This window comes from Chitinophaga filiformis, assembly GCF_900102545.1.
GTDB lineage: Bacteria > Bacteroidota > Bacteroidia > Chitinophagales > Chitinophagaceae > Chitinophaga > Chitinophaga filiformis.
Window position 1 is genome coordinate 350,186 of the sequence record NZ_FNBN01000001.1, and the last position, 23,919, is coordinate 374,104.

At 45.3% G+C, this 23,919-nt stretch carries 23 protein-coding genes; 10 read left to right on the forward strand and 13 right to left on the reverse strand.

Annotated features, from left to right (window positions below; genetic code table 11):
• Positions 1–47: 47 nt before the first annotated feature.
• Both BLR32_RS01500 and BLR32_RS01505 read right to left on the reverse strand, forming a co-directional pair.
• The gene (locus BLR32_RS01500; protein ID WP_089828470.1) at positions 48–548 is read right to left on the reverse strand and encodes a protein-tyrosine phosphatase family protein; all 501 of its coding nucleotides are present in this window, start codon (positions 546–548) and stop codon (positions 48–50) included.
• 40 nt (positions 549–588) lie between these two features.
• Positions 589–831, reverse strand: a complete 243-nt coding sequence (locus BLR32_RS01505) for a hypothetical protein (protein WP_089828471.1) — start codon at positions 829–831, stop codon at positions 589–591.
• A gap of 410 nt (positions 832–1,241) precedes the next feature.
• Between BLR32_RS01505 and BLR32_RS01515 the strand changes: the two genes are divergently transcribed.
• A complete protein-coding gene (locus BLR32_RS01515; protein WP_089828473.1) occupies positions 1,242–1,892 on the forward strand; it encodes a DUF6304 family protein in 651 nt (216 codons plus the stop codon).
• A gap of 69 nt (positions 1,893–1,961) precedes the next feature.
• Here BLR32_RS01515 and BLR32_RS01520 read toward each other — a convergent pair whose 3' ends face one another.
• From BLR32_RS01520 to BLR32_RS01530, 3 genes are all read right to left on the reverse strand, one after another.
• A complete protein-coding gene (locus BLR32_RS01520) occupies positions 1,962–2,375 on the reverse strand; it encodes an OsmC family protein (protein WP_089829868.1) in 414 nt (137 codons plus the stop codon).
• Positions 2,376–2,513: 138 nt separating this feature from the next.
• On the reverse strand, positions 2,514–2,924 hold the full coding sequence (locus BLR32_RS01525) for a nuclear transport factor 2 family protein (protein ID WP_089828474.1): 411 nt from the start codon (positions 2,922–2,924) through the stop codon (positions 2,514–2,516).
• A 13-nt stretch (positions 2,925–2,937) separates the two neighbouring features.
• Positions 2,938–3,477: a TetR/AcrR family transcriptional regulator gene (locus tag BLR32_RS01530; RefSeq protein ID WP_089828475.1), complete on the reverse strand. Its 540-nt coding sequence runs from the start codon at positions 3,475–3,477 to the stop codon at positions 2,938–2,940.
• 201 nt (positions 3,478–3,678) lie between these two features.
• Here BLR32_RS01530 and BLR32_RS01535 point away from each other — a divergent pair, with 201 nt between their 5' ends.
• Both BLR32_RS01535 and BLR32_RS01540 read left to right on the forward strand, forming a co-directional pair.
• Positions 3,679–5,004 (forward strand): cytochrome P460 family protein, encoded by a 1,326-nt coding sequence (locus BLR32_RS01535; protein WP_218124135.1) that lies wholly within the window; start codon positions 3,679–3,681, stop codon positions 5,002–5,004.
• Positions 5,005–5,160: 156 nt separating this feature from the next.
• Complete coding sequence (locus BLR32_RS01540) at positions 5,161–6,036, forward strand: NAD(P)-dependent oxidoreductase (protein ID WP_176842125.1); 876 nt, start codon at positions 5,161–5,163, stop codon at positions 6,034–6,036.
• 104 nt (positions 6,037–6,140) lie between these two features.
• Here the strand turns inward: BLR32_RS01540 and BLR32_RS01545 are convergent, their stop codons facing one another.
• The gene (locus BLR32_RS01545) at positions 6,141–6,446 is read right to left on the reverse strand and encodes a hypothetical protein (RefSeq protein WP_143011325.1); all 306 of its coding nucleotides are present in this window, start codon (positions 6,444–6,446) and stop codon (positions 6,141–6,143) included.
• A 324-nt stretch (positions 6,447–6,770) separates the two neighbouring features.
• Here BLR32_RS01545 and BLR32_RS01550 point away from each other — a divergent pair, with 324 nt between their 5' ends.
• Positions 6,771–7,670, forward strand: a complete 900-nt coding sequence (locus BLR32_RS01550; RefSeq protein ID WP_089828478.1) for a glycosyl hydrolase — start codon at positions 6,771–6,773, stop codon at positions 7,668–7,670.
• A gap of 83 nt (positions 7,671–7,753) precedes the next feature.
• Here BLR32_RS01550 and BLR32_RS01555 read toward each other — a convergent pair whose 3' ends face one another.
• The gene (locus BLR32_RS01555) at positions 7,754–8,800 is read right to left on the reverse strand and encodes an aldo/keto reductase (protein WP_089828479.1); all 1,047 of its coding nucleotides are present in this window, start codon (positions 8,798–8,800) and stop codon (positions 7,754–7,756) included.
• A 220-nt stretch (positions 8,801–9,020) separates the two neighbouring features.
• Between BLR32_RS01555 and trxA the strand changes: the two genes are divergently transcribed.
• Positions 9,021–9,317 carry a thioredoxin gene (gene trxA / locus BLR32_RS01560; RefSeq protein ID WP_089828480.1) on the forward strand — a complete coding sequence of 99 codons (297 nt, stop codon included), beginning with the start codon at positions 9,021–9,023 and terminating at the stop codon, positions 9,315–9,317.
• Positions 9,318–9,325: 8 nt separating this feature from the next.
• Here the strand turns inward: trxA and BLR32_RS01565 are convergent, their stop codons facing one another.
• From BLR32_RS01565 to BLR32_RS01580, 4 genes are all read right to left on the reverse strand, one after another.
• Positions 9,326–10,435, reverse strand: a complete 1,110-nt coding sequence (locus tag BLR32_RS01565; RefSeq protein WP_089828481.1) for an efflux RND transporter periplasmic adaptor subunit — start codon at positions 10,433–10,435, stop codon at positions 9,326–9,328.
• Complete coding sequence (locus BLR32_RS01570; protein ID WP_089828482.1) at positions 10,419–13,565, reverse strand: efflux RND transporter permease subunit; 3,147 nt, start codon at positions 13,563–13,565, stop codon at positions 10,419–10,421. Before BLR32_RS01570 ends, BLR32_RS01565 begins: the two co-directional genes overlap by 17 nt.
• Positions 13,566–13,572: 7 nt before the next feature.
• Positions 13,573–14,973 carry a TolC family protein gene (locus BLR32_RS01575; RefSeq protein WP_089828483.1) on the reverse strand — a complete coding sequence of 467 codons (1,401 nt, stop codon included), beginning with the start codon at positions 14,971–14,973 and terminating at the stop codon, positions 13,573–13,575.
• 105 nt (positions 14,974–15,078) lie between these two features.
• The gene (locus BLR32_RS01580; RefSeq protein WP_089828484.1) at positions 15,079–15,900 is read right to left on the reverse strand and encodes a helix-turn-helix domain-containing protein; all 822 of its coding nucleotides are present in this window, start codon (positions 15,898–15,900) and stop codon (positions 15,079–15,081) included.
• A 234-nt stretch (positions 15,901–16,134) separates the two neighbouring features.
• On the opposite strand from BLR32_RS01580, the gene BLR32_RS01585 reads away from it, so the two are divergent.
• From BLR32_RS01585 to BLR32_RS01595, 3 genes are all read left to right on the forward strand, one after another.
• On the forward strand, positions 16,135–16,773 hold the full coding sequence (locus BLR32_RS01585; protein ID WP_089829872.1) for a type IV toxin-antitoxin system AbiEi family antitoxin domain-containing protein: 639 nt from the start codon (positions 16,135–16,137) through the stop codon (positions 16,771–16,773).
• Positions 16,770–17,621, forward strand: a complete 852-nt coding sequence (locus BLR32_RS01590; protein ID WP_089828485.1) for a nucleotidyl transferase AbiEii/AbiGii toxin family protein — start codon at positions 16,770–16,772, stop codon at positions 17,619–17,621. The genes BLR32_RS01585 and BLR32_RS01590 overlap by 4 nt, the downstream gene beginning before the upstream one ends.
• Positions 17,622–17,764: 143 nt before the next feature.
• Positions 17,765–18,640: a lipase family protein gene (locus BLR32_RS01595; RefSeq protein ID WP_089828486.1), complete on the forward strand. Its 876-nt coding sequence runs from the start codon at positions 17,765–17,767 to the stop codon at positions 18,638–18,640.
• A 362-nt stretch (positions 18,641–19,002) separates the two neighbouring features.
• Here BLR32_RS01595 and BLR32_RS01600 read toward each other — a convergent pair whose 3' ends face one another.
• Together BLR32_RS01600 and BLR32_RS01605 are read right to left on the reverse strand one after the other, a co-directional pair.
• Positions 19,003–19,536 (reverse strand): carboxymuconolactone decarboxylase family protein, encoded by a 534-nt coding sequence (locus BLR32_RS01600; RefSeq protein ID WP_089828487.1) that lies wholly within the window; start codon positions 19,534–19,536, stop codon positions 19,003–19,005.
• 117 nt (positions 19,537–19,653) lie between these two features.
• Positions 19,654–20,529, reverse strand: coding sequence for a pirin family protein (locus BLR32_RS01605; RefSeq protein WP_089828488.1), 876 nt, complete (start codon positions 20,527–20,529; stop codon positions 19,654–19,656).
• 290 nt (positions 20,530–20,819) lie between these two features.
• Here BLR32_RS01605 and BLR32_RS01610 point away from each other — a divergent pair, with 290 nt between their 5' ends.
• Positions 20,820–22,346: a TROVE domain-containing protein gene (locus BLR32_RS01610; protein ID WP_089828489.1), complete on the forward strand. Its 1,527-nt coding sequence runs from the start codon at positions 20,820–20,822 to the stop codon at positions 22,344–22,346.
• Positions 22,347–23,399: 1,053 nt separating this feature from the next.
• The gene (locus tag BLR32_RS01615) at positions 23,400–23,912 is read left to right on the forward strand and encodes a hypothetical protein (protein WP_089828490.1); all 513 of its coding nucleotides are present in this window, start codon (positions 23,400–23,402) and stop codon (positions 23,910–23,912) included.
• Positions 23,913–23,919 lie beyond the last annotated feature (7 nt).

Genomic DNA, 23,919 nt, shown 5'->3' on the forward strand with positions numbered 1-23,919 from the left:
AAAATCCCCAAGTGACTACCACTAACTTAAATTGGTAAGAGATCGCCTTATTTTTTAAATGTGCGACTAATCCTTTTTAGCCATTCTTCCTGCTCGTCGGTATCGGGTACTTTCAATCCCCGTACCTTACTGATATGACTAAACACCTCTTCTGGCTTATATCCATCCTGTACCATCAGGCATCCAGTTATGATAGATGAACGGCCAATGCCCATACGGCAATGTACTACAGTACAGTCGCCTTGGTCTAGTCTTTTTTTTACCTGAGCGAGGAAATTATGTAAGTTTTTATCCTCATCGGGGATAGACCTGTCTGGTATGGGGAAGTGCAAATATGCCATCTCATGTTTGGTGCATATGGCAGGTTGTCGTTCCAGCCCAAGCTCCCGGATCTCATCTTTTTCTAACAGGGATATGATTACCTTCGCTCCTTGTTTTTTAACACTTAGAATTTCTTCCTCCAGCCACTCATTTCCTCTTGGTCTTGACATGATCCCCAACTGGGCCGAGTTTTCAAATTTGTATACCCAATATATTCTTGTAGCCATTGACTGTAGATATTCTGGTAAAAATAAAACCGAAAGAATTTTATTTCCTCATTAACCTGATCACCCATATCCACATCAGGACAGCCAGGACGGTAACTATAAGCGTCAGGGCAAGCTCCAGTTGATAAAAACCACTGGCCTCCATTCCCATGTTAGTGCCTGAATAATCCGCCACTGTCGAAATACAGGCATAAATTCCGCCGAGAGATAAAATTGATAGTAGAAGTGTTACGAGCAATAAAAATCCAAGCATAGGGTAATGAATATCCATTAAAAATAACATAAATATGGTGTTATGGGGCAATAAAAATAAATGCTGCTATATCTTAGCGCTCCAATCGAGCAAAAATGATTATTGCACCCAATACCATGAAAAAAGCAGCAAAGGTCTGCCTGGCTTTAACTCTCTTATCCATCATCTTCAATTTACTTACTGTTTTACAGACAGAGAGCCAGTTGGTTAGTCCGCTTATACCTCAAGGTGTAATATGGCTGGTAATAAAACCATTTATTTTCAGGTCTATCGAAATATCAGTCCTTAGTTTAGCCGGGCTGATATGCTTCTTTTATAACAAATACCTGATCACTATAATTATATGCGTAGCCGCTATAATAGTGCCCATCTTATTATTTTATTGTATACCACAATAATCTTCCTCAAGACTTATCTTTACGGTTCTCAAATAAACACCTATGCACACAGAAATCCCCGCTGTATACGCTGATAAACATGGCACCATCCAGACAACTATTATCAATGATTCCAAAACGCTAACCATTGACCTGAACGGAACTATCTTCTCCGGAAATACCTTTGTCTTTTTTCAACCCGAAGCCTCACTCCCACTCCCCGACCGCTTTACGCTGGGCGAAATTGGACAGTTGACTGATTATACATTATCCTGCCGTATTCCTATATCCACCTGGAAAGAAGAAACACAAATACCAGGCTTCCTGTTGACTGAGGTAGAATATAAAGAAGATGAGACCCGACTCGACCACAATGCACCCTATTTTGATTTCAGCTTCGAGCTTGAAGGTAAAATTATCCCTATCGGGAAGTTATCGCAATTTGAAGGCGTGTTCGAAATACTTAGCGAAAAGTTACCGGAGAATATTATCATAAAAACCTGTTACACCTGCCTGTATTCCGATTACAGTGTATACGGTTCCGATGTTTTTGGCTCCATGTTATGTTTCAGGAATGTGAAAGATGTATATGTGAAGGTAAGAAGTAAAGGTGAGTTCATGGATATGATGGATAATTTCGACAGGATAGTACAGGAAACGTATTTGTGCGAAGATTTTTCTCCTCGTATGAAAGGTGTGGGATATAGAGGGTAATAAAAATAAATCCTCACCGGTCGACCGGCGAGGATTCAGATGAAGATATATATTGATTGTTGAACCTTATTAACCTACCAGCTCTGCCTGCAGGGAAATCTCCAGGTTTAAGGCCCTGCTTACAGGACAACCGGCTTTCGCACCTGCTGCTACTTCCTGGAACTTCTCATTGGTGATACCCGGTACTTTTGCTTTCAGCACCAGATCAGAGCGGGTGATTGTACCATTGTCCAGCGTAACAGTTGATGTTGTTTCCAATGTATCTGCTTTAAATCCTGCTGCCTCCAGATCGAGGGTAAGTTTCATGTTGAAACAACCCGCGTGTGCTGCTGCTATCAATTCCTCCGGATTGGTACCTACGCCTTCAGCAAAACGGCTGTTAAAGGAATACTGTGTTTTGTTCAGCACAGTGCTCTGAGTAGAGATGTTACCATTCCCTTCTTTGATAGTGCCATTCCAGATGGCAGATGCTGTACGTTTCATACTATTGAATGTTTTAAGTGATTTGGCTTGTTTGTTAATCATTAACTGATGACACAAAATTAAGCCGGCGGTGAAGGGTAAGCAATGTACATTTTGCCATTATTATTGTACATTTTTCCCCTCTTTAACCCTTTCACCTTACAATCTCCTCTCCGATTCCTGTATTGGCAGGTCATTAATGCTGGCAAACCTGCGCTGCATCAGGCCGTTTTCATCAAACTCCCAGTTCTCGTTACCATAAGCCCTGAACCACTGGCCGTCTTTGTCATGGTATTCATATTCAAACCTTACAGCAATTCTATTGTCGGTAAAAGCCCAGAGCTCTTTCTTTAATTTATACTCCAGCTCTTTCTTCCATTTCTCTTCCAGGAATTTCTTTGCCTCAGCCCTGCCATTCAGGAATGTGGAACGGTTCCTCCATTCAGTATCAACTGTATAAGCCAGTGATACCCTTTCAGGGTCCTGTGAATTCCATGCATCTTCTGCTAATTGTACTTTCTCTTTCGCTGTTTCCTGTGTAAATGGCGGTAACGGATATCTCTTTTCCATATGCTATTATTTATTAATTGATTAATGAATTGACTATTTTCCTGGCCTTCATCACCGGCCACTGGTCGCGGTATAACTGGCTTTCCACAAAGGCGCCTTCATACAACAGGTAAATATGATCGGCCAGTTCCGCGTGCTGCAACAGCTCTTTAAAAGACTGCCTGATATTACTTTTATGAGAATGAATGACATTCCTCACTTTTGTATTATCCACAGGGATCTCTGAAAGAATATTCAAAAAAGCACAGCCCCGGAAATCCTCTTTCTCATTTAAAAGCGAGATCAGGTCAAAGGAGGCAAGCACCTTTGTTTTAGCGCTCTTTTTCTGTGCCGTCAATGCCTTCATCTGTTCCTCTATATAGTTATGACGCTTTTCCAGTACCCCAACACACAAGTCTTCCTTCGACTTAAAATGCTGGTAAAAACTGGCCTTGGCCACATCTGCCTCTTCTATGATCTGGTTAATACCAGTAGAGTTATAACCCTGTTTCAGAAAAAGCTCATAAGCGGTGGCTAATATTCGCTCACGTGGTTGTAATGATTCTTTACTCATGACACAAAGGTAGGGGATTTTTGAATAAACAGACAGACTTGTCTGTTTATTTTTTTTACTACTTCAAGTGGAGCGCCTTACTCATCTCGGCCCTCATTTTGCCACGTTCAGCTATTTATTCCACCCGTACAACAATTTCTTCTTGCCATTCGTATTTTCTACAGGCAATTTTGCCGGTAAGCACAACAAATCGGCCCAATAATGTCTATATCCAACTTCCTCAGAAAACGACTTGTAAACATCGCCCTGGTTATTGCCGGAGTATTGATCCTGATACAATTTATCAGGCCTGGTATCTCTCATCCTCCTGTTACAGGAGATATCCAGGCGCCTCCTGATGTAGCGCGCATCCTGCATGCTTCCTGTTATGATTGTCATTCGAATGAGACCAAACTGAAATGGTTTGATAAGATAGCTCCCGCTTCCTGGCTGGTAGCCGGTCATATCAGGGATGGCAGGGAAGCGCTGAACTTCTCCAACTGGGACAGCCTCTCTGCCGGCGACCGGAAAGCCAATCTCTTCCTGTCTGTCAACCAGGTGATGTTCGGTACGATGCCACTCCCCTCTTATACGGCTTTCCATGGAGATGCCAGACTAACGGAAAAGGATATTAATATCCTTAAGACATATGTCGGCGGACTGGCACCTGTTAAGATATCTGACACCTCCCGTATTGCCGTGGCACAACAACAATTCAGCAAGTGGGCTGCCGGAGCGCTTCCTTCTGTGGAGGAAGTACAACCTGCTCCCAATGGCATCCCATATATACATGATTACAGAGACTGGCAGATCGTGAACATCTCAGACAGGTTCGATAACGGTACGATGAGGGTGATCCTGGGCAACGATGTTGCAATAGAGGCGATTAATAAACACCAGACCAATCCATGGCCCAATGGCGCCATATTCGCCAAAGTAGCCTGGGAACAATTGACTGATAGCAGCCTTGTTGCCAATACCGGCGAACTGAAACAGGTGGAGTTCATGATAAAAGATGATAAAAAATATGCCAGCACCGCAGGCTGGGGTTGGGCCAGATGGAAAGGGAATGACCTGAAACCATATGGTAAAACACTAACATTTACACAGGAATGTGTGAACTGTCACCAGCCGATGAAAGACAATGACTTCGTCTTTACGCCTACCATGGCAGATGCCGACAGACCTGATAAAGTAGTGAGTGGGGTACAACAACAGCTGATTACCTCCGTGATCGATAATAAAAAACAGACACACACCGTACTACTGGGGAACGGCATTGCCGTACAACATGCCAGAAGCGGCGCTGCAGGTGCTTATCCGGCAGGATCAGTACTTACGCTGGCTACCTGGTCACAGCAGGAAGATGCGCACTGGTTTGGTGCGAAGATCCCGGCACATCTGCAGACGGTAGAAACAGTGAAAGTAGGTGCAGCAACAACTTACGAAAGCTATCAGGCGCCATCCTGGAAGCAGTTACCAGCGGCAGACCATTCAGACAGGATCAATTATATTACTCATCTGAAAGCATCGGTTATCTTTAACTAAGGTATACCCTCGGGCTAATATAAAAACCGGGGAGAAGCCTTGTTCATCAACTACAGTTTTGACGATACAGGTAGTATACTTTTAAAAACATGCGCGCAAATGGCGCTCCTTTACCATGTTTTTCCTAGATTTATATACACCACCAAAAAGCTGCTTATGAATCATCTGAAAATAGGATGGGCCGGTCTGGGCAATATGGGAACACCAATGGTAACAAACCTTGTAAAAGCCGGTTTTAAGGTAAAAGTATATAACCGTTCTACTGAGAAGGCTGTTGCATTGCAGGAAAAGCTGGGCGTAGAGGTAGCCAGGTGCCCTAAACACCTGGTGGAAGATGTGGATGTGATAATCACCATGCTTACCGACGATGCTGCGCTCAAAGAAGTATACGAGGGACCGGAAGGTATTCTTTCCATTACCCTGCCTACAGATATGCTGGCTATTGATATGAGCACGGTTTCTCCTGATACTACCCGTCAGCTGGCAGCCTTATGTGAGGCGGAAGGCATCTGGTACATGGATGCACCGGTATCCGGTAGTGTAAAACCTGCTGAGGAAGGACAACTGGTTATTATGGCCGGGGGCCGTCCGGAGGATTTTGAACGGGCTAAACCTATCTTTAATGCACTAGGTAAGGCCTCATACCTGCTGGGTGAGAATGGGGCCGGCAACTATGCAAAACTGGCTATTAATACCTTCCTGGGGATTACACTGCAGGGACTGTCGGAAGCCGTTATATTCGCTAAAAATAACGGTGTCTCTCCTGAACAACTCCTTCCACTGATCAACGACGGACCGCTGGCCAGTGTGGTATCCAGGAGCAAATCACAGAGTATCATCAATCATGATTTTACACCCTCATTCCCTTTAAGTCTGCTGGCAAAAGATATCAGGCTGGCAAAGGCACAGGGCATGGATACGCCCGCAGGCAATGCGCTTTCTGATACCTTACAGGAGGCCCTGGCGAAAGGACTGGGAGCGTCAGATATGATTGCCATCTACCAATATCTTGAACAACAATATGTCGTATAAAGTATAGGCCGGTCTCCCGACCGGCCTACTCACAACAAGTGTGTCTTCTAAGGATAATCAGGATAATAACACTTCATCACTCTTAAAGTATACCTTCAGGTTTTTCAATAATTGTATATAGCAGGCTGTCTCATTTTTCGGACATAAAATATTTTCGGAGAAGATGACTGATGTACCAAACCAACAGCGCCGGCCTTTATTTTTCCCAATAAAAGCATTCCCGCAGTTGAAATGGAATCCTGTTGCAGCGGAAACTCATTCCTTTCGAGGTTCTTCAATACTGCAGGCATCTCGCTGGCAGCAGTATCAGCAGCGGCAATTGGTTTGAGGTAGATATAAGCCCCTACTATGATCAGCAGTAGCGCACGCAGGAGCATATCTGTTATACGTACGATCATTCTCTTTCTCATATAAAGCTATGGTTGTTGTTCACTGACCGGACCTTTGTTTCTTTTAATCCGGTTCGCAAAGTTATGCTGGTCTCTTTATTGTTGATGCCCCCAAAAACGGTTGAAATGCATCCCCAGATAAGGGGATGACATAATATCAATAATGATAGTAGCATTTCGCCTTAACACTGTTGGCTATTGATTTTCAGACAATAACTATTATACTACGGTAACGCCTATTGATGCTACTTTGAATAATAACATCAAATAATATTAAAAAGCAATATCATTGCACTCTATAAATCCAAGTACAACCATATTCTGAAGCCAACAAAATATCCTGGAATGACCAAATTGAAACTCGCGCTCTTAATGAGCTTGTCCCTGTTCGTCGCCTGCAGTAAAGACAAAGACACGCCTACTACTACACCCGGCGGCGGTGGTGGAAAAGAAGATGACAGCAGCTATGTAGCGCCTAAAACCGGTAAAAAAGGCGCAGACTTCAGCACCAATACCACCAACGGCACATGGTATACCAACGTGGTAAATCTGAAAAGTCATTGGTATTATACATGGGGCACTACCATGCCTGCTAAGACAGTACCGCAGAATTGTGAATTCGTAGCGATGTTTTGGGGAAAAGGTAATGTGACTGATGCACTGATCGACTCTGTTAAAAGAATGAAAGCTTCCGGTACTGTGAAATATGTACTGGGCTTTAATGAACCTGACGCCGGCGATCAGTCCAATATGACAGTACAGCAGGCGCTGGACCTCTGGCCTAAACTGGAAAGCATTGGCTTACCGCTGGGTAGTCCTGCTGCTGTATGGCCAACACAAACCTGGATCTATGAATTCCTTGATAAGGCCATCCAGCAGAAACGCCGTGTAGACTTCATCTGCGTACACATGTATGTAGGTCTGGATGATGTACACTTCGTAAAAACCCTGCAGGATCTTTATGATAAATACCACCTGCCTATCTGGATCACCGAATTTGGTACCGTAGATAATACAGCTACAACTATTGATGGGAATATGTACAGACCAGATCAGGTACTGGCATTTATGCAACGCCTGCTGCCGAAACTGGAGGCATTACCATTTGTACACCGTTATTCCTGGTTCTCAGGCGCTCCTACCAGCACCAGGTTATGGCCTTCTGCACTCGTAGGTGCTGATGGTAAACTGACTCCACTGGGTCAATGGTATGCAGATTACAAACCTAATACAGCCGTAAAATAATCGCATCGCTTATAAAGCAAGACCCGCGTCAGTACCATGTACAACGCGGGTCTCTTCTTTTATAAACAATAAAGCTTCTCTACTTAATAAAACTTCGGTAAAGGATTCAAAGTAAGATTCTGCCGCTGATGCCAATATGGATAAATGGTCGGTGTCTCACTTGCAGCATCCAGTTTTTTTACTTGTTCTACAGTCAGGTTCCATCCTACTGCTGCCAGGTTCTGCTTCAATTGTTCTTCATTCCTTGCGCCGATAATGATGCTGGCTACTGTTGGTCTTTGCAATAACCAGTTAATGGCTACCTGTGCTACTGTTTTACCTGTTTCTGCGGCCACTTCATCTAATGCGTCAACTACCTTATACAACAACTCATCAGGCACTGCAAATGAAGGTACGGGACTACCACCCTGCACTACACGACTGTCTGCCGGGAATGGCTGATTGCGGCGGTATTTACCTCCGAGCATCCCTGCTGCCAGCGGGCTCCATATCAATGCACCTACTTTCTGATCAATGCCCAGCGGCATTAGTTCCCACTCATATTCCCTGTTTACGAGAGAATAATATACCTGGTGGGCCACATACTTATTCCATCCGTATCTGTCAGCTACCGCCTGGGATTTCATGAGATGCCATCCTGAGAAATTGGAGGCTGCAATGTAACGTACCTTACCACTCTGTATCAGATCATCCAGGCTGCGCATTACTTCTTCCACAGGTGTATTGCCGTCAAATCCGTGCATGTGATAGATGTCGATATAGTCAGTATTCAAGCGTTTCAGACTGGCTTCCACGTTTTTGATCAGCTGAAAACGGGATGATCCCTGGTAGTTAGCTTCCCTGGGACCACTACTCATCGGAAAAGTGGATTTAGTGGATATCAGCACCTTATCGCGCTTCCCACTAATAGCTTTTCCCAATATCTCTTCAGAAAGTCCGTCAGAATAAATATCTGCGGTATCAAATAAATTAACGCCGGCGTCGAGGCAGATGTCTACCAACCGCGTTGCCTCTTCTACCTGTGTACTTCCCCATGCCTTAAAAAACTCATTACTTCCACCGAAAGTGGCGGTGCCAAATGTCAATACCGGCACCTGCAATCCTGATCCTCCTAAAAATCTGTATTCCATCTTGTTTACGTTAACTATTAAAGAATTAGATAGCCGTACAAAGATCACATTTTCCGGATTTTTACGACTTGTACAAATCATATATATATCTGTAAATATAGGAGATGATAGGGAGCGGGTTGATCCCTATCTTCTAAAATAGCAGGGACTGCCACAAGTACAGGCAGCAGTACTTTTGCATATTTTTTGTGTTACCTCGTACGTATTAACAGCATAAAATATGGCAACGTTTTCAGAGATTATAAATAGTGATAAACCGGTATTGGTGGATTTCTTTGCTACCTGGTGCGGCCCTTGTAAGATGCAGGCGCCTATTCTGGATCAGCTGAAGCAACGGGTAGGTGATGCAGCCACCATTATCAAAGTGGATGTAGATAAAAATCCTGCTGCGGCCAATGCGTATCAGGTGCAGGGTGTGCCTACACTGATCCTGTTTAAACAGGGAAAGATAGTATGGCGCCAATCTGGCGTAGTTCCGGTAGCTAACCTGGAACAAATTGTCAGGCAGAATGCGTGATAACGCACTTATTTGTTCACCTTCCAATAGGCAGTACTACCGGGTTTCCGTTCATCGGTAGCCTTCATTAACAAGGTGTCTCCCGGTTGTATGCCTGCAAATATCTCAGTTCCCTTATCAGTAGTGATCCCTTGCCTGATGTCTACCCATTCGGCTTTCCCTTCTTTCACTCTGATCACAAACTTTCTTTCCTGTGTAGTGGCTATTGCAGTGGCAGGTACTATCAGGGAGGGCATATCCCGCTGTAAGGCTATTTTCACATAGGCAAAGGCGCCGGCCTTGAGCTTTCCTTCACTATTAGGCACTTCAAACTCCCATAATTCCGTACGGGTAGCAGGATCGATCGTTCCTGACTTACGGGTCAGCTTTGCTGCAAAGCGTTCCAGCGGATAAGCATCTACCCTGAAATCTATACCGCCTGCAGCCCGGGCTGCTCCTGTATACATCTCTGGCACTGCAGCCCGTAAACGCAAGAGGTGGAGATCCTGTATAGTCAGCAAAGGCGTACTCGTTCCGGTAAAAGCACCAGCATTTACTTTCCTGGCGGTGATAATGCCATTGAAAGGCGCCGTTATATACAGGTAACCTGATACGTCGCGGTATGCCTGCGACTGCTTTTCAGCGGCCACATAAGCGCTGCTGTCGGCCATCATCTGGTTCCTGCTGCGTTCAAGATCAACAGGCGCTACTATACCCGGTGTTTTAGCCTGAGAAGCACGATACAGGCGCTCGTAATGGTCTTTGCTGGAGGTCCATTTAGATTTTGCAGATAATACGATGGCTTCCGATTCTGCAAAACGGCTATTCACTTCCGGCGCTTTGATAACCGCCAGTACCTGTCCCTTCCTGACTTTATCACCAAGATCTACTTTCATCTCCTGAACAAATCCTTCCACTTTCGCATAGAGATCTGCATATTCATAAGGCAATAATTCAGCCGGCAACTCTACTGTTTTATGCAGGGTATCCTGCTGCACAATGAATGCCGCTACGGTATCTTTCGCAGTACCGATTTCAGTGGTGTCTGTATGCTCCGGACCGCCACAGGCAGTCAGCAGGTAAACTGTACAGATAGCAAGGGCTGATGGCAGCCCGGCGGCTTTATTTATCTTTGTCATAATAAATACTGTCTTTATCGTCCGGGTCGAGAGATACAAATCTGTAAGGCCTTTTTCCTGTATATGACCGGTAAATATGAGGCAGGAAAAACAATACACCTACTGCGGAAAATAACAAACCTCCTATCACTGCAATACCTAAAGGCGCCGTCTGATCACCACCTTCAGATAATCCCAGTGCCATGGGTATCATACCTGCTATCATAGCGGCGCTGGTCATCAGGATAGGACGCAACCTGTTCTCTGCTGCCAGCATGTAGGCATGGTTATCGCCGGTACGCCGGTAATACTCTGCATTTGTGATGAACAATACACTGTTGGCAATGGCTACTCCCGCGGCCATAATGATGCCCATGTAGGATTGTATATTCAGCGTATTGCCTGTTATATAGAGGAAGAGCAGTGCGCCTGCAATCACCGCGGGAATAATTGACAAGGCAGCTAAGGCTACACGGAAGGATTGAAAGTAAACCGCCATCAACATAAAAATAACAACCAACGCTACCAGTAAACCGAACTGCAGGCTTGTTAACGTCTGTTGCAATAATTCCGGCTGACCGCGTAACAGGATACGTGCACCGTTCTGCAATTTCCCCATCTCTGTTATAGCCTTATTCACACGTTTGAATATAGCTCCCTGGTCCTGCGATTGAATATTGGCAGTGATAGTGATGTAACGCTGCTGATTCAACCTGTCATATTCCCCGGCTATACTGGTGTATTTCCAGGAGGCTACTTCATTGAGATAATGGGTTTTACCATCACTTCCTGCCACAGGAATTGCTTCCAGCTGTGCGGTGCTGTTCATCCGGAATTCCGGGTACTGCACCTGTACCTGGTAAGCTGTTCCCGTTGTTTTATCCAGCCAGTAACTGGGACTGGTAAACCGGCTGGAAGAAGTAGCTGTTACCAGCGATCTTGAGATCTGTTCTGTACTGAGTCCTAACTGGCCTGCTTTTACCCTGTCTATATCCAGTCTGATGGCAGGATATTCAAGCGGAGTGGTGATCTGGAGGTCGCGGAGTTCTGGTATCACTGATAACTTCTTCATGAGTTGTACCGCGGTTGCCTTTCCTTCCGCCAGGTTTCTGTTTGCAACGGCTATTTCCACAGGATTGGTATTGCCCAGGTTTAACACTTGCTCTACTATGTCGCCCGGTTCAAAGGAGATAGTAGCAGCAGGCATTTCTTTCTTCACGGCAGCGCGTAATGATTCCATGAAAACAGGCATTTCGATAGCACCTTTTCTGAGCTTTATACGCACCACCGATTCTTGTGGTCCGCCTGTCCAGAGGTGGATATAGTTCACCGGGTAACTGGATGGCTGTGTCCCTACAAAAGCAGAGGTGAGCTCTACATTGCCTTTACCTGCGATGCTGTCTGTTAGTGCCAGCAACTTCCGGGTGGCATCTTCCGTACGTTCAAAACGGGTACCCACCGGCAGGCGCATACGGATCTGTGCCTGTCCGCTGTCTGTACGGGGAAAAAGCGCTGTACCTGCTCCTCTGAACAACAATATAACCAGCAGTAAAGACACGCATATAAACAGCACAGTTACCCAGCTTTTATCAAATACCGGCTTGCTACCATTAGTAACATACCAGCTCTTAAATCGCTCGAAGCGACCGGGAGGCTGGGCAGTTCTTATATTTAAATGCGGTTTCAGGAACCAGTTGGAGGCCACCGGCACGAAGGTCTGCGACAAAAAGAAGGAGGCGATCATAGCAAAAGCCACGGCCAGCGATAAAGGCAGGAACATGGCGCCCGGCACACCGTTCATAAATACAGCGGGTACAAACACCGCCAGTATGCTGAGCAGGATGAGTACTTTCGGACCAGCAATTTCTTTCGCCCCATCAGCAATAGCCCTGGCCTTACTTTTACCGGCTTCCAGGTGACGGTGTATATTCTCTACCGTTACGGTGGCTTCATCGACCAGTATTCCCACTGACAATGCCAATCCTCCCAGGGTCATGATATTGATGGTTTGCCCTGTCAGGTAAAGCAATGTGGCAGAGCAAAGCAATGCCAGCGGGATGGTCATCACTACGATCAGTGCACTGCGCCTGTCGCCCAGGAACAATAGTACCATCAAACCAGTAAGCAGTGCTCCTATCCCACCTTCAAACAAGAGGCTTTTCAGTGAGTTGATCACATACCCGGACTGGTCAAATGCATAGGTTACTTTGATATCTGAAGGGATGGCTGCCTGCATATCGGGCAATGCGGCTTTTACCCGCTGTACCACATCCCAGGTGGAAGCATCTGCCCGTTTGGTAACAGGAATATATACCGCACGCTTGCCGTTCACCAGTGCATAACTGGTAGTTACGTCAGCGCCCATACTTACCGTTGCAATGTCTCTTACATATACTGCCGGGCCGGCGCCCATTTGCAAAGGTGTATTCTGCAGGTCCTGCAAGGTTTCAATGACACTGTTCTGCGGTGTGATATAAGTTGTATCTCCGATGCGGATATTTCCTGCCGGAGAGATGGTATTGGATTTAGCCAGCGCCTGTACGATCTGATCGGGCGCGAGGCCATAACCTCTCACCTTTTCAGGATCTACGGTGATCAATACTGTCTTTTGATTTCCACCGAAAGGAGGTGGTGCAGATACACCCGGTAAAGTAGAGAACATAGGGCGCACCTTGAACAATGCCAGGTCGGCTATTTCACCCAGTGAGCGGTTTTCAGAACTGAATACCAGCTGTCCTACCGGTACGCTTCCCGCATCAAAGCGGGTCACGAATGGAGGCACTGTGCCAGGCGGCATGAATGCCCGGGACCTGTTCACATAGCCTACCACTTCTGCCATTGCCTGACTCATATCTGTGCCTTCGTTGAACTCCAGCTTGATAATGGCAGCACCCTGAATGCTTTTTGAAGTGACATATTTTACACCGGTGATGTACAGGAAATGGTATTCGTAGTAAGAGGTGATGAACCCTTCCATCTGTTCAGGAGAAAGACCACCATAGGGCTGCGCGACATATACTACCGGCAATCCCAGGCGGGGGAAGATGTCTATTTTAGTATTCCTGACAGACAGCACAGAAAAGAAAACAATGCCGATCACCGCCACGAGGATAGTAACAGGATGCCGTAATGCCGAAATAATAAGCTTCATAATATCTTTATTTTATGCTGCCGGTAAATTCCTCCAGGTTGCCATTGGCGATGGATATTTCCAGCAATGCCCGCCATGCCTGCAATAGTGCTCCTGCCTCATTGGTTTCCGCTTTTAAGAGGTCATATTGCCCCTGTATCAATCTTGTAAAATCTATCAGTCCACTCTGATAACTCAGTGTAAGACCATCATAGGCATACCTGGCTGCCTGCGATTGCACGGTACTCTGATGGGCTATCAAAAGACTCTGACGATAGTTGAACTGTGCAATTTCCTGTTGCTTCTGCAGGTTCACTGATATCTGCCCCATCTCTGCTGTTGCCGCTTTTACCGTGGCCTGATATTGTTTCTTTTGCAGGTTTATCTGTGTAAACTGCAGTATAGGAAAGCTGACCTGTATACCGGCGCCATAATTCTTCCGGGTGAGGCTCCAGCCATTTGCTTTATCAATCGTTCCATCTGCGCCAACACCGGAACCTCTGGCATACGCATTCGCCCATATATCGAGCCGTGGGCGCCATAAGCGCTGCACTTCTTTTAATGCAGCCTCACTCACTTCCTTCTTTGCTTCATAATACTGGAAGAGCGGATGATCCGTCATTTTCAGGGTATCGGTTTTTGCGACCGGCAGCTGTGTGGCCAGCAGTGTATCTGATAAGCTGATATTGTCGGGAGAAGCGGGGATGGCAGCAATACGCGACAACTCCGTCAGTTCCATATAATACTGGCCTTGTGTGCGCAGCAGTTCTGTTTCTGCCTGTGCCAGCGCTGCCTGAAACTGGGTGGTATCAATACCGGGACGCAATCCTTCTGCAGCATATACCAATGATTGTTCCAGTCCTGCACGGGTACGGGCAATATTGGCCTTATAACTTTCCACCAACCGTTGCAGATACACCGCATTCAGATAAGTTGCAATAGCCATGTACTGCTGACGGAACAGAGCGTCATTGTAAAAGCTATTCGCCAGCTTATATTCCGCAGCCGCCTTTTCTACTGCAGCCTGTCGCTGGCCGAATGTCAGGGGATTCCATTTTACCATGGCACCTAACGCAGTTCCCGGAACGGGGTCATAGACATTACCGGAAGAAGGAGGACCACTGATTGGCAATATCAATCCGGGATAACTCATGCCGGTAATATTGTTGTACGTGGCATAGCCTGCCTGATAGCCAGCAGTTACTTCAGGCATCATCGTATTCTTAGCGATCTTCACATTAAAGCCGGCTGCGTTGGCCTGTTCCTTATAGCCCGCCAGTTGTAGTTGCTGCGACTGTATAAGGGATAAAACATCCTTTACTGAAATAACCTGCTGTTGTGCCCTGGCATGCTGGAACACACTGACCGCCCACAGGCTGACGGTTAACACCATGAACCGGTAATAAGAACAAAGGAAACTTTTCATCATGAACCGTGATACGATTTATGCCGGTGGTGGGCAATCGTTAACATCGCATAAAATTAGAGAACGGCCATGCTGATGTATGGTATATTTTGACGATAGTTTGGTATCCTACTTCGTAGAACGGAAGCTCTGTGGAGTAGATCCTGATAATCGTTTGAAATACTTTACGAAATGAGAGGGATCGTTGAAATTTAAGAGGAACGAGATTTCAGATACCGTTTTATCTGTGTATAACAGCAAACGCCTGGCCTCCTTTATGATAAACCCGGCCAGTACCTCTGCAGCGCCGGTACCGGTAGCATTACGACAGGCAATGTTCAGATGCTGTGGCGTGGTATTCAGCAGTTCTGCATAATAATTGACTGTATTCCTGGCTGGAATGCCTGTACTCAGCAGTTCCAGGAATGACTGGTAAAGGTCTCCCCTCCTGGAGGGTCTGAGCAGTTCCAGTCCTGCGACCTCCTGTATTTTGATCAGCAAGATCTTCAGCAATCCTTCCATGATCCGGAAGGTATGCTCCGTCTCAGATTGTCCTTCCTGTACCAGCAGTTCAAACAGCTGGTTGAGGGTATTTGTATCTTCTATCCTTAAACAAGGGATATCCCCTACTTTCGTCAGTAACATTTCCAGTTGCGGATCAAGGCTTTTCTCCACAAACTCCTTCTTCAGAATGACCACGTATCCGCCGGGGACGTCCTGCAGGTCCCAGTTATGTACCTGGTCTTCTTTAATAAAGAACAGGATGGGAGGTTTCACTTCATAACACACATCGTCAATCCAGTGAGCGCCGCTACCCTGGGCGAGGTAAATGATCTCAAAATATTGCTTGTGCTTATGCGGTTCTGTTTTCCGGATGTCCTTCCTGAAAACAGCTGCTTTTATGTGTTTTTCCTGACTGATCTTATTTTTTACCGGAATATCCTGTTTCACTCGGCGGGCTTTTAATAGAGAATAGCATTCGAGATCATAGTTACAGAACAAATCTAAAGTAATTCTGCCAACCGGGGGATGCTTCTATTCCCCATCGAAGACATCGTTATTTACTTACATTGCTACCTGATCGGATTTTAATTGATTGTCCATATATGGCCATTCCCTTTTTTGTTGTTAAATATTTTGACAATAATCGGATTTTTTCCGATTATTATACAAAAATTAGACAAAATGAGCTTTAGAGACGATATTCAGAAATATGCGGAGGAGCCACTCACAAGGCAGCTCATAATGAATTTGTTAAAGGAATACAAACGACCCAATGATAAAATAAATGAGCTGGTCAAAAAAGGAGAGCTTACTACGATAAAAAAAGGCCTTTATGTTCCCGGGCCGAAGATGGATATACGCAGGCCTGAACCTTTTCTTATTGCTAATCACCTTTGGGGCCCGAGCTATATTTCTCTTGAAACTGCACTTTCTTATTGGGGTTTGATTCCAGAAAGAGTGTATGAGATTAGTTCGGTAACTATCAAAACAACTAAAACCTATAAGACTGCAATAGGCAGGTTTAGCTATTTTCATATATCCTTGCCTTATTATTCTTTTGGGATTCAAAGCGTGTCTCTTACTCCAAAACAAGTAGTGCTGATAGCATCCCCGGAAAAGGCGCTTTGTGATAAAATTGTAATGACTTCCGGCATTTCTCTCAGGAGTTCCAAACAGGTGCAGGAATTTTTAATTGATGACTTGCGAATAGACGAAGAAACGTTAGGTAAATTTGATTTGAATGAGATCAGTTCCTGGATCGGGGAAGCTCCCAAGAAAAGCAGTTTGGAGATGCTCATAAAAACACTTAAGGTATTATGATCAAAGAATGGATAAAAAAATATAAGCCACAAAACAAGAATGAGGCAGAGGCGGCATTACGCGAGATTATGCAGGAAGTTGCCCTTGCAGGCTTGCAAAGAACCGGCTTTTTTGAAAAAGCAGCTTTCTATGGAGGTACTGCCTTAAGGATATTTTATGGCTTGGACCGTTTTTCAGAGGATCTTGATTTTTCTCTGTTGGAAGTTGATCCTAACTTTTCCCTGGAGCCATATTTCGAAGGTATTATTACCGAATTCAAGGCAATAGGGATGACTGTCAGTATTAAGGAAAAAAAGAAAACACCTCCATCAAACATAGACTCCGCCTTTCTCAAATCTGAGACTGTATGGAAAGAACTGGTATTGGATGATATCATCCCCCAGGCTGGCATACAGGCCTCTCCTGGAATTAAGATTAAGCTTGAAGTTGATAGAGAGCCTCCTCTTGGATTTGAAACAGAAGAAAAACTGTTATTACAACCCTTTTCCTTTTATGTTAAATGCTTTACGTTACCTAATCTTTTTGCGGGTAAAATGCATGCTTTGCTTTTCCGCAACTGGAAACAAAGGGTAAAGGGGAGAGATTGGTATGACCTGGAATGGTATATTAAAAAAGGAGTGCCACTGGACTTACATCATTTTTTACTTCGCGCACAGGATACAGGCAACTGGAAAGAAGAAACCGCCACTCAAGACCAGGTGATTCATCTGTTAAAGGATAAAATTGAGACCGTTTCCTTCGATGGGATCCGCGAAGACATTGTAAGGTTTATTCCTGATGAATCCATCCTTGATATCTGGAGCCCGGCATATTTCAGAGATCTGGTAAACAAGCTGAAGTTCAAATGATTTCTCAGGAAGCGATCGGCTGAGTTTTATTCCCCCCATCCTACCACTTATACCCCCAAAACCTCATTTCATGCCATTTCCTCCCCCTGAGGAACCGCCAGCGGCTACCTTTACTGCATAATCACTGTTTAAAAAGAGAGGCTATGGTAAAGGAGATACAGACGGTTGCATTGAAATACGCACATTTCATTCATGCCGCTTACCAGGTCAGTGAGCAGAGTCCATTACAGGAACAGTATCCGGTTTTTCCCCCAGGTTATACACTTGTGTATAATATTCATATGAAAGATCCCGGTAAAGGGAAAGGAGGATTGAGGTATTGCGGATTTCTTGCAAAAAGCAATTTCTCTCCGGAGACGCCGACCACTTATGTATTGGCACTGAAAGGCACGGACAATTATCTGGATTGGGCAGAGAAGCTGGATATCCTGCCTTCGCCCGGACCGTTTGGTAATAACAGTGGGAATGTAGTATCGGGGTTCCTGGATATATACAATCATATGACTTTTTCCGATCCGGGGCAGTTGAAACCCAAGGGATTGCTGAAATACATCAGGTACAGCATACGCTATACCGATATGCAGTCGGACGATGACGTACAGCCGATGGTCTGTACCGGTCATAGTCTTGGGGGAGCGATGGCAACATTATTTGCGGCGGGGGATGCTTATTCTCTGCACCCCTGCCGCTCCTATACCTTTGGTTCTCCTTGTGTAGGTGATCCGGCCTTCGTTTCTTTTTATAACGCATTGATCACCACCAGTGAGCGTTATTACAATCTGCCGGATCTCGTACCCACCATCCTGGATGCCTTTGGATACGACCATGTGCACAGCGGTATTCCGCTCGATTCACTGGGAGATCCTGCGCTCAGCTGGTTACCAGATTGCACACATTCACTCAACACATATATGTACCTCTTAGGCGCCGGCAAGTCGGTGATGGAGAGTACTTGTCTTATCTCTGATATAGACGATGATGTGATGATAAAAAAGTTGAGTTTTCGTAGAAGATATTAGTACACTATGGTTATGTTAATCAGGAAGGAAAGCCGCTTCGTTTATACGAGGGGGCCTATCTTTTTTAATAGGGTTCTATAAAAACAAACCCGTGTATTATCTATTCCGTCTCCGGGGTTGTCACCCGCGCTACAAACACAAAGCCCCCTACGAGGGGGTAATGCAGCGAATTGAAATCCACATAGAACAGTAACTGACCGCATCTCCTTTGCAGAAGATGCGGTCAGTTACTGTTCTATGTGAGCTATATATTGAACGAAAAATAAGGAGCAGGTTAATAACCTGAGGAAAAGCTGCTGTATGTAGCCCCGCTTAGAGGTCGCCGTGCTGGTAGCCCGGGGGCAACCTTGGGGACAAGAATATCAGATAGCCGGAGCAGCCGGAAAATCAACCGGTACATGGGTAATACCGTGCAGATAGTTAGTGATCATTTTGTCACCGATCAGTACCACAGTATCCACCAGGTTTTCGTTAGTATAACCGACAGCGAAGAACTGGTCAACTGCTGCAGCATCAGGTTTGCTTCTGTTTTCAACAGCACTTTTCACAAGACGGGCCAGTGCATCCAGTTTAGGATCGAAAGAGGCGCCACCTTTGCGGATCTCTATGATCTGCTCGTCTGTAAAACCATTCAGCTTAGCGATATATGTATGCGCAGCCAGACAGTAGTCACACGCATTCACCTGACTTACCACCAGATTCACCACTTCTTTTTCTTTTGCTTTCAGAGAAGTTTTACTGCTCTGTAATGCCAGGTAAGCACCCAGTGCGTGCTCAGAGTGTGCCATTGTAGCATAGAGATTTGGAACTTTACCGATTCCTTTTTTCAGATTGTCGAACAACACCTGGTTAGCGGGACTTACTTCTTCTCTTGTTGGTACATTAAAAGTTTTCATTTTTTATAAGGTTTGATCTGTTTTATTCGTCGTTATTGACAATGTAAAATTGCATCAAATCAATGCCTTAGAAAATGTATATAATTCCCAAAGAATTGTATTTTTTTCCCTGAATGCTCAGATTTTATCCTGATAGGTGATGGAACCGTATTTCCCCTCAAAAAAGTCCCTGTACGCATTGGCAATCTCTTCCCTGTTGCTCATCACAAAAGGGCCTTCTGTGACGAAAGGCTCGTGCTGGGAGGCACCACCAAACAGCAAAATATCCACCATGCAGGCATTTTCATTGCGGAAAACAATCTCATCTCCCCCGAAATCAAATACGGAAAGGCAGGAAGAACCTTGCTTATGTCCATTTACTATGGCTTCGCCGGCAGGCACAAATACGGCATATTCAAAGCGTTTTTCCACAGGCATGGTGTATTCTGCTCCGGGGTTCAGGCGCAAGTGACAGATAAAGTGGTTATTATATACTGGAACGGGTGAGGTATCATTCCCGATATGTCCGATGAGGACTTTGGCTGTTCCCGCATCATCCGGCAGTGTAAGGTCGGGAAAATCGGATTGATCCAGGAACATATATACCGGCGTTTGTCCTTTGATAGCGGCAGGCAGGTTGATCCACCACTGAATGGCATGTAAGGAGTGCCCCGGGGTTGTGTGGCGGGGTATTTCTTCATGGAGGATGCCTTTACCCGACATCAGCCAGTGGGCGTCGCCTGTTTTGGCGGTGGCGCGGTTGCCATGGCTATCTGCATACTCCATTTCCCCATCCAGGATGTAACTGAAGGTTGCCACTCCTCTGTGGGGATGAGCATGTTTTCCGGCTTCTGAGGGCATTTCACCTGGCATGCTACCAGCGGGGCAAATCTGGTCTATTAATACAAAAGGGCCTATTGCGTGAACATACCGGTTAGGGACCAGGTGATTGATCAACAGCGCGCCCACTTTTGCATTTCTACCTTCCAGGGTAGCCAACAATGCTTTTTCCATTTACGTTACTTTTTAGCTTCACTCAGGACTCAATATACCCGACAAAAGGGCTGGCTACCAAGGGCTGCCAACGGATAGTTTTCACAATTCGATTCTGTGGGTCTGGGCTGTTTAAACAAAGATAACCATATACTTATCCATCCTGAATGACATTTGCCGAAAAATAGACTTGACATTTATCAACCACTTTTTGAAGAGATTTTAAAGATTTCTAAAAGAAATTTTATCCTGCGCAAAAAGAGTGCGCATGAGCGTTTCAACTTTGTATCATCAAACAAACAAAAACGGTCATGAGATTCAATTTTATCAAAACTAAGACACCGGTTACCAACCACGAAGGAGCAAAGGCCTACACGCTGACGCCTGAGATGGAACTGTATAGTGCCGTAGTTACCGCTTCTCTGCAGGACCAGTTTTATGAGAAAACCACAGACAAGCTGGAACGCCTCCGTTCCCTGATCGCTAAGAACGATCCGGCGTTTGTAGCCAGACTGGCTGTGTATACCCGTGAAAAGATGTACCTGCGTTCTGTACCATTAGTACTGACGGTAGAACTGGCGCGGACACATAAAGGCGACAACCTGGTAAGCCGGATGGCAGGCCGTGTTGTACAGCGTGCGGATGAAATCACGGAATTGCTGGCATATTACGCACTGGCCAACGACAGAAAGGAAATAAAACAACTGAATAACCTGAGCAAGCAGTTACAGAAAGGACTGGGTATTGCCTTCAATAAATTTGATGAATACCAGTTTGCAAAATATAACCGTAAAGCAGCGGTGACATTGAAAGATGCACTGTTTGTCGTACACCCGAAAGCAAAAGATGAATCGCAGCAAATGCTATTCAATAAAATAGTCAACGACGAGCTGCAAACACCTTATACCTGGGAGACACAACTGTCTGCCGCAGGACAGGTGGCATACAGTTCAGCAGAAAAGAAAGCAAATGCTTTCAGAACAGTATGGGAGGGGCTGATCGACAGTGGTCAGCTGGGTTATATGGCTATGTTACGTAACCTGCGTAATATGCTGGATTATGGTGTGAGCACAGCGCACCTGCAAAAAGTGTGTGCTACATTGTCTGACAGGGAAGCGGTACTGAAATCAAAACAATTGCCTTTCCGTTTCCTGTCTGCCTATCGTGAGCTGAAGAATATCGATCATGGTATGATTGTCAGCATTAAGCGTGCACTGGAAAAGGCGCTGCAGATATCTGTACAGCACCTGAAAGGATTCGATGCGAAGACCCGTATGGTAATAGCATGCGACGTATCAGGTTCTATGCAGCAGTCAATCTCTCCAAAGAGTAAGGTCATGCTGTATGATATCGGCTTGCTGTTAGGAATGCTGTTACAGCATAAATGTGAGTATGTTACTGCTGGTATGTTCGGTGATACATGGAAAAGAGTGAGCATGTCGCCAGACAACATCCTTGCTAATGTAGACGAGTTCTATCGCCGGGAAGGAGAAGTGGGATACGCAACAAATGGTTACCTGGTGCTGGACAATCTTATCAAAAGGAAAGATGTAGTGGATAAGATCATGCTCTTCACAGACGGACAGTTGTGGGATAGCAACACCAACAATACAGCCGCGGCCAACACAATGGCAGCAAAGTGGGCGGAGTATAAAAAGATAGCTCCAAATGCGAAGCTGTATCTCTTTGACCTGGCAGGATATAAATCTGTACCGCTGGATGTACGTCAGAATGATGTATTCCTGATAGCGGGATGGAGTGAAAAAGTATTCGAGATAATGGATGCCATTGAAAAGGGTAGCGATGCTATCACGGAGATTGCCGGCCTTGCTTTATAGCAGTTCATTTTTTGTTACCTCATAAAAACATCCCTCTGAAAGGGAGGGACGTTTGACAAAAAAGCAGGTGTCGTTGGTAAGCATTACTTCGTAAGGGTTCCGGGGGGCGGGGGTTCGAATCCCTCTCTGTCGCAAGACGGATAGCGCAGTTGGTTAGCGCACCGGGTTAGAATCATATGTTTACCGTTTATTACCCTGCTTTATTTTACATTCTTCAGAATGGGTGTCGTCAGGAAAGTGTTACTTCGTCACTCCAAATGCCGCTGATAAGTTCCGTGCTACGGAACTATCACTCACTTCCATCCATTACCCCATTCTGTTTTTTGTTTTAAACTTCTTGTAGGACAGGTGTCGTCAGGAAAGCGTTACTTCGTTTAAGGAAAAGAAAACGCTTCCGGTTTGTTACCCTGTTTTTCTTTAACACCTTCATGAACAGGTGTCGTAGGAAAGCGTTACTTCGTGTTACTATGTGTCGGGGGTTCGAGGCCCTCTCTGTCGCAAGACAGGTAGCTCAGTCGGTAGAGCAATAGTGTAGTCGCTTCCGGTTTGTTACCCTGTTTATTTTTGCACCTTCTTTAACAGGTGTCGTAGGAAAGCGTTACTTCGATTAAAAAATACAAACGAGGGTTCGATTCCCTCTCCGCTGCAAGGCGGATGGCTGAGATGGTTAAGTACAGATATAAGTCGCTTCCGGTTTATTACCCTGCTATTACAATGCTAAAGCCTGTTGAGCATCAATTCAACAGGCTTTTTTCTTTGCTATTTATCCACATTTTTCACTACGCACGACCACTGCGTAACGCATCACTATCTTTGTTTTATCAAACGATGATACAGAAAACCCTGCCATTGTTTGTTAAACAAAACCCCAAAAACTCATGATTATACCCCAGACCATTTAACCATTAGTTTGAACCCCAATCCTGCACTACTGCAATTCAGTCATCTAAGTTTCAAGATGGTGGTCAATGCGGCCGGGAGCCCCTTCCTGTCCTCATTGGCCACGGTGTAGGTTGCCTACCGGAATCATTATTAAATCAACTTTCATATACTATGTTAAAATCGAAGATCGATCAGCCGTTCAGCACTATTCTTAATCTTGGCACCCCAGGGTATTTGTCAAGAAGCGGACAGGTGTCGTCCGGAGGATTTATCACCACTGTTGCTACACTTGATAACAGAGAATTAAAAAAAGCAGATGGCATCATTCAACTGTCATTATTTGGACAGATCTATGGCGTCGATCCGCAGTCATCACTTCCCAACGACCTGGTGATTGTATTTGGGGACGAAAGAGATCTGCATGAGGAATTCGTTTTATTCAATCAGCCGCTTCCTCCACGGGATCTTACATATAAGGTCGATATCCAATTCACCCTCTGGGGAGATGCTTATTATGGCACCAGTACTGTCAACTTTGACACGGGTGATTCCTTCATGAAACCCTTTTCCATCCCTAACTGCGGTGGAAACAACTTTACAGCGATCCGGTTGAAAACCACAAAGCTGTCTAACAGCGATGTTCAGACCACCCTGGACGGGTTCAATTACCTACTCCTCAATTAGAACTCCC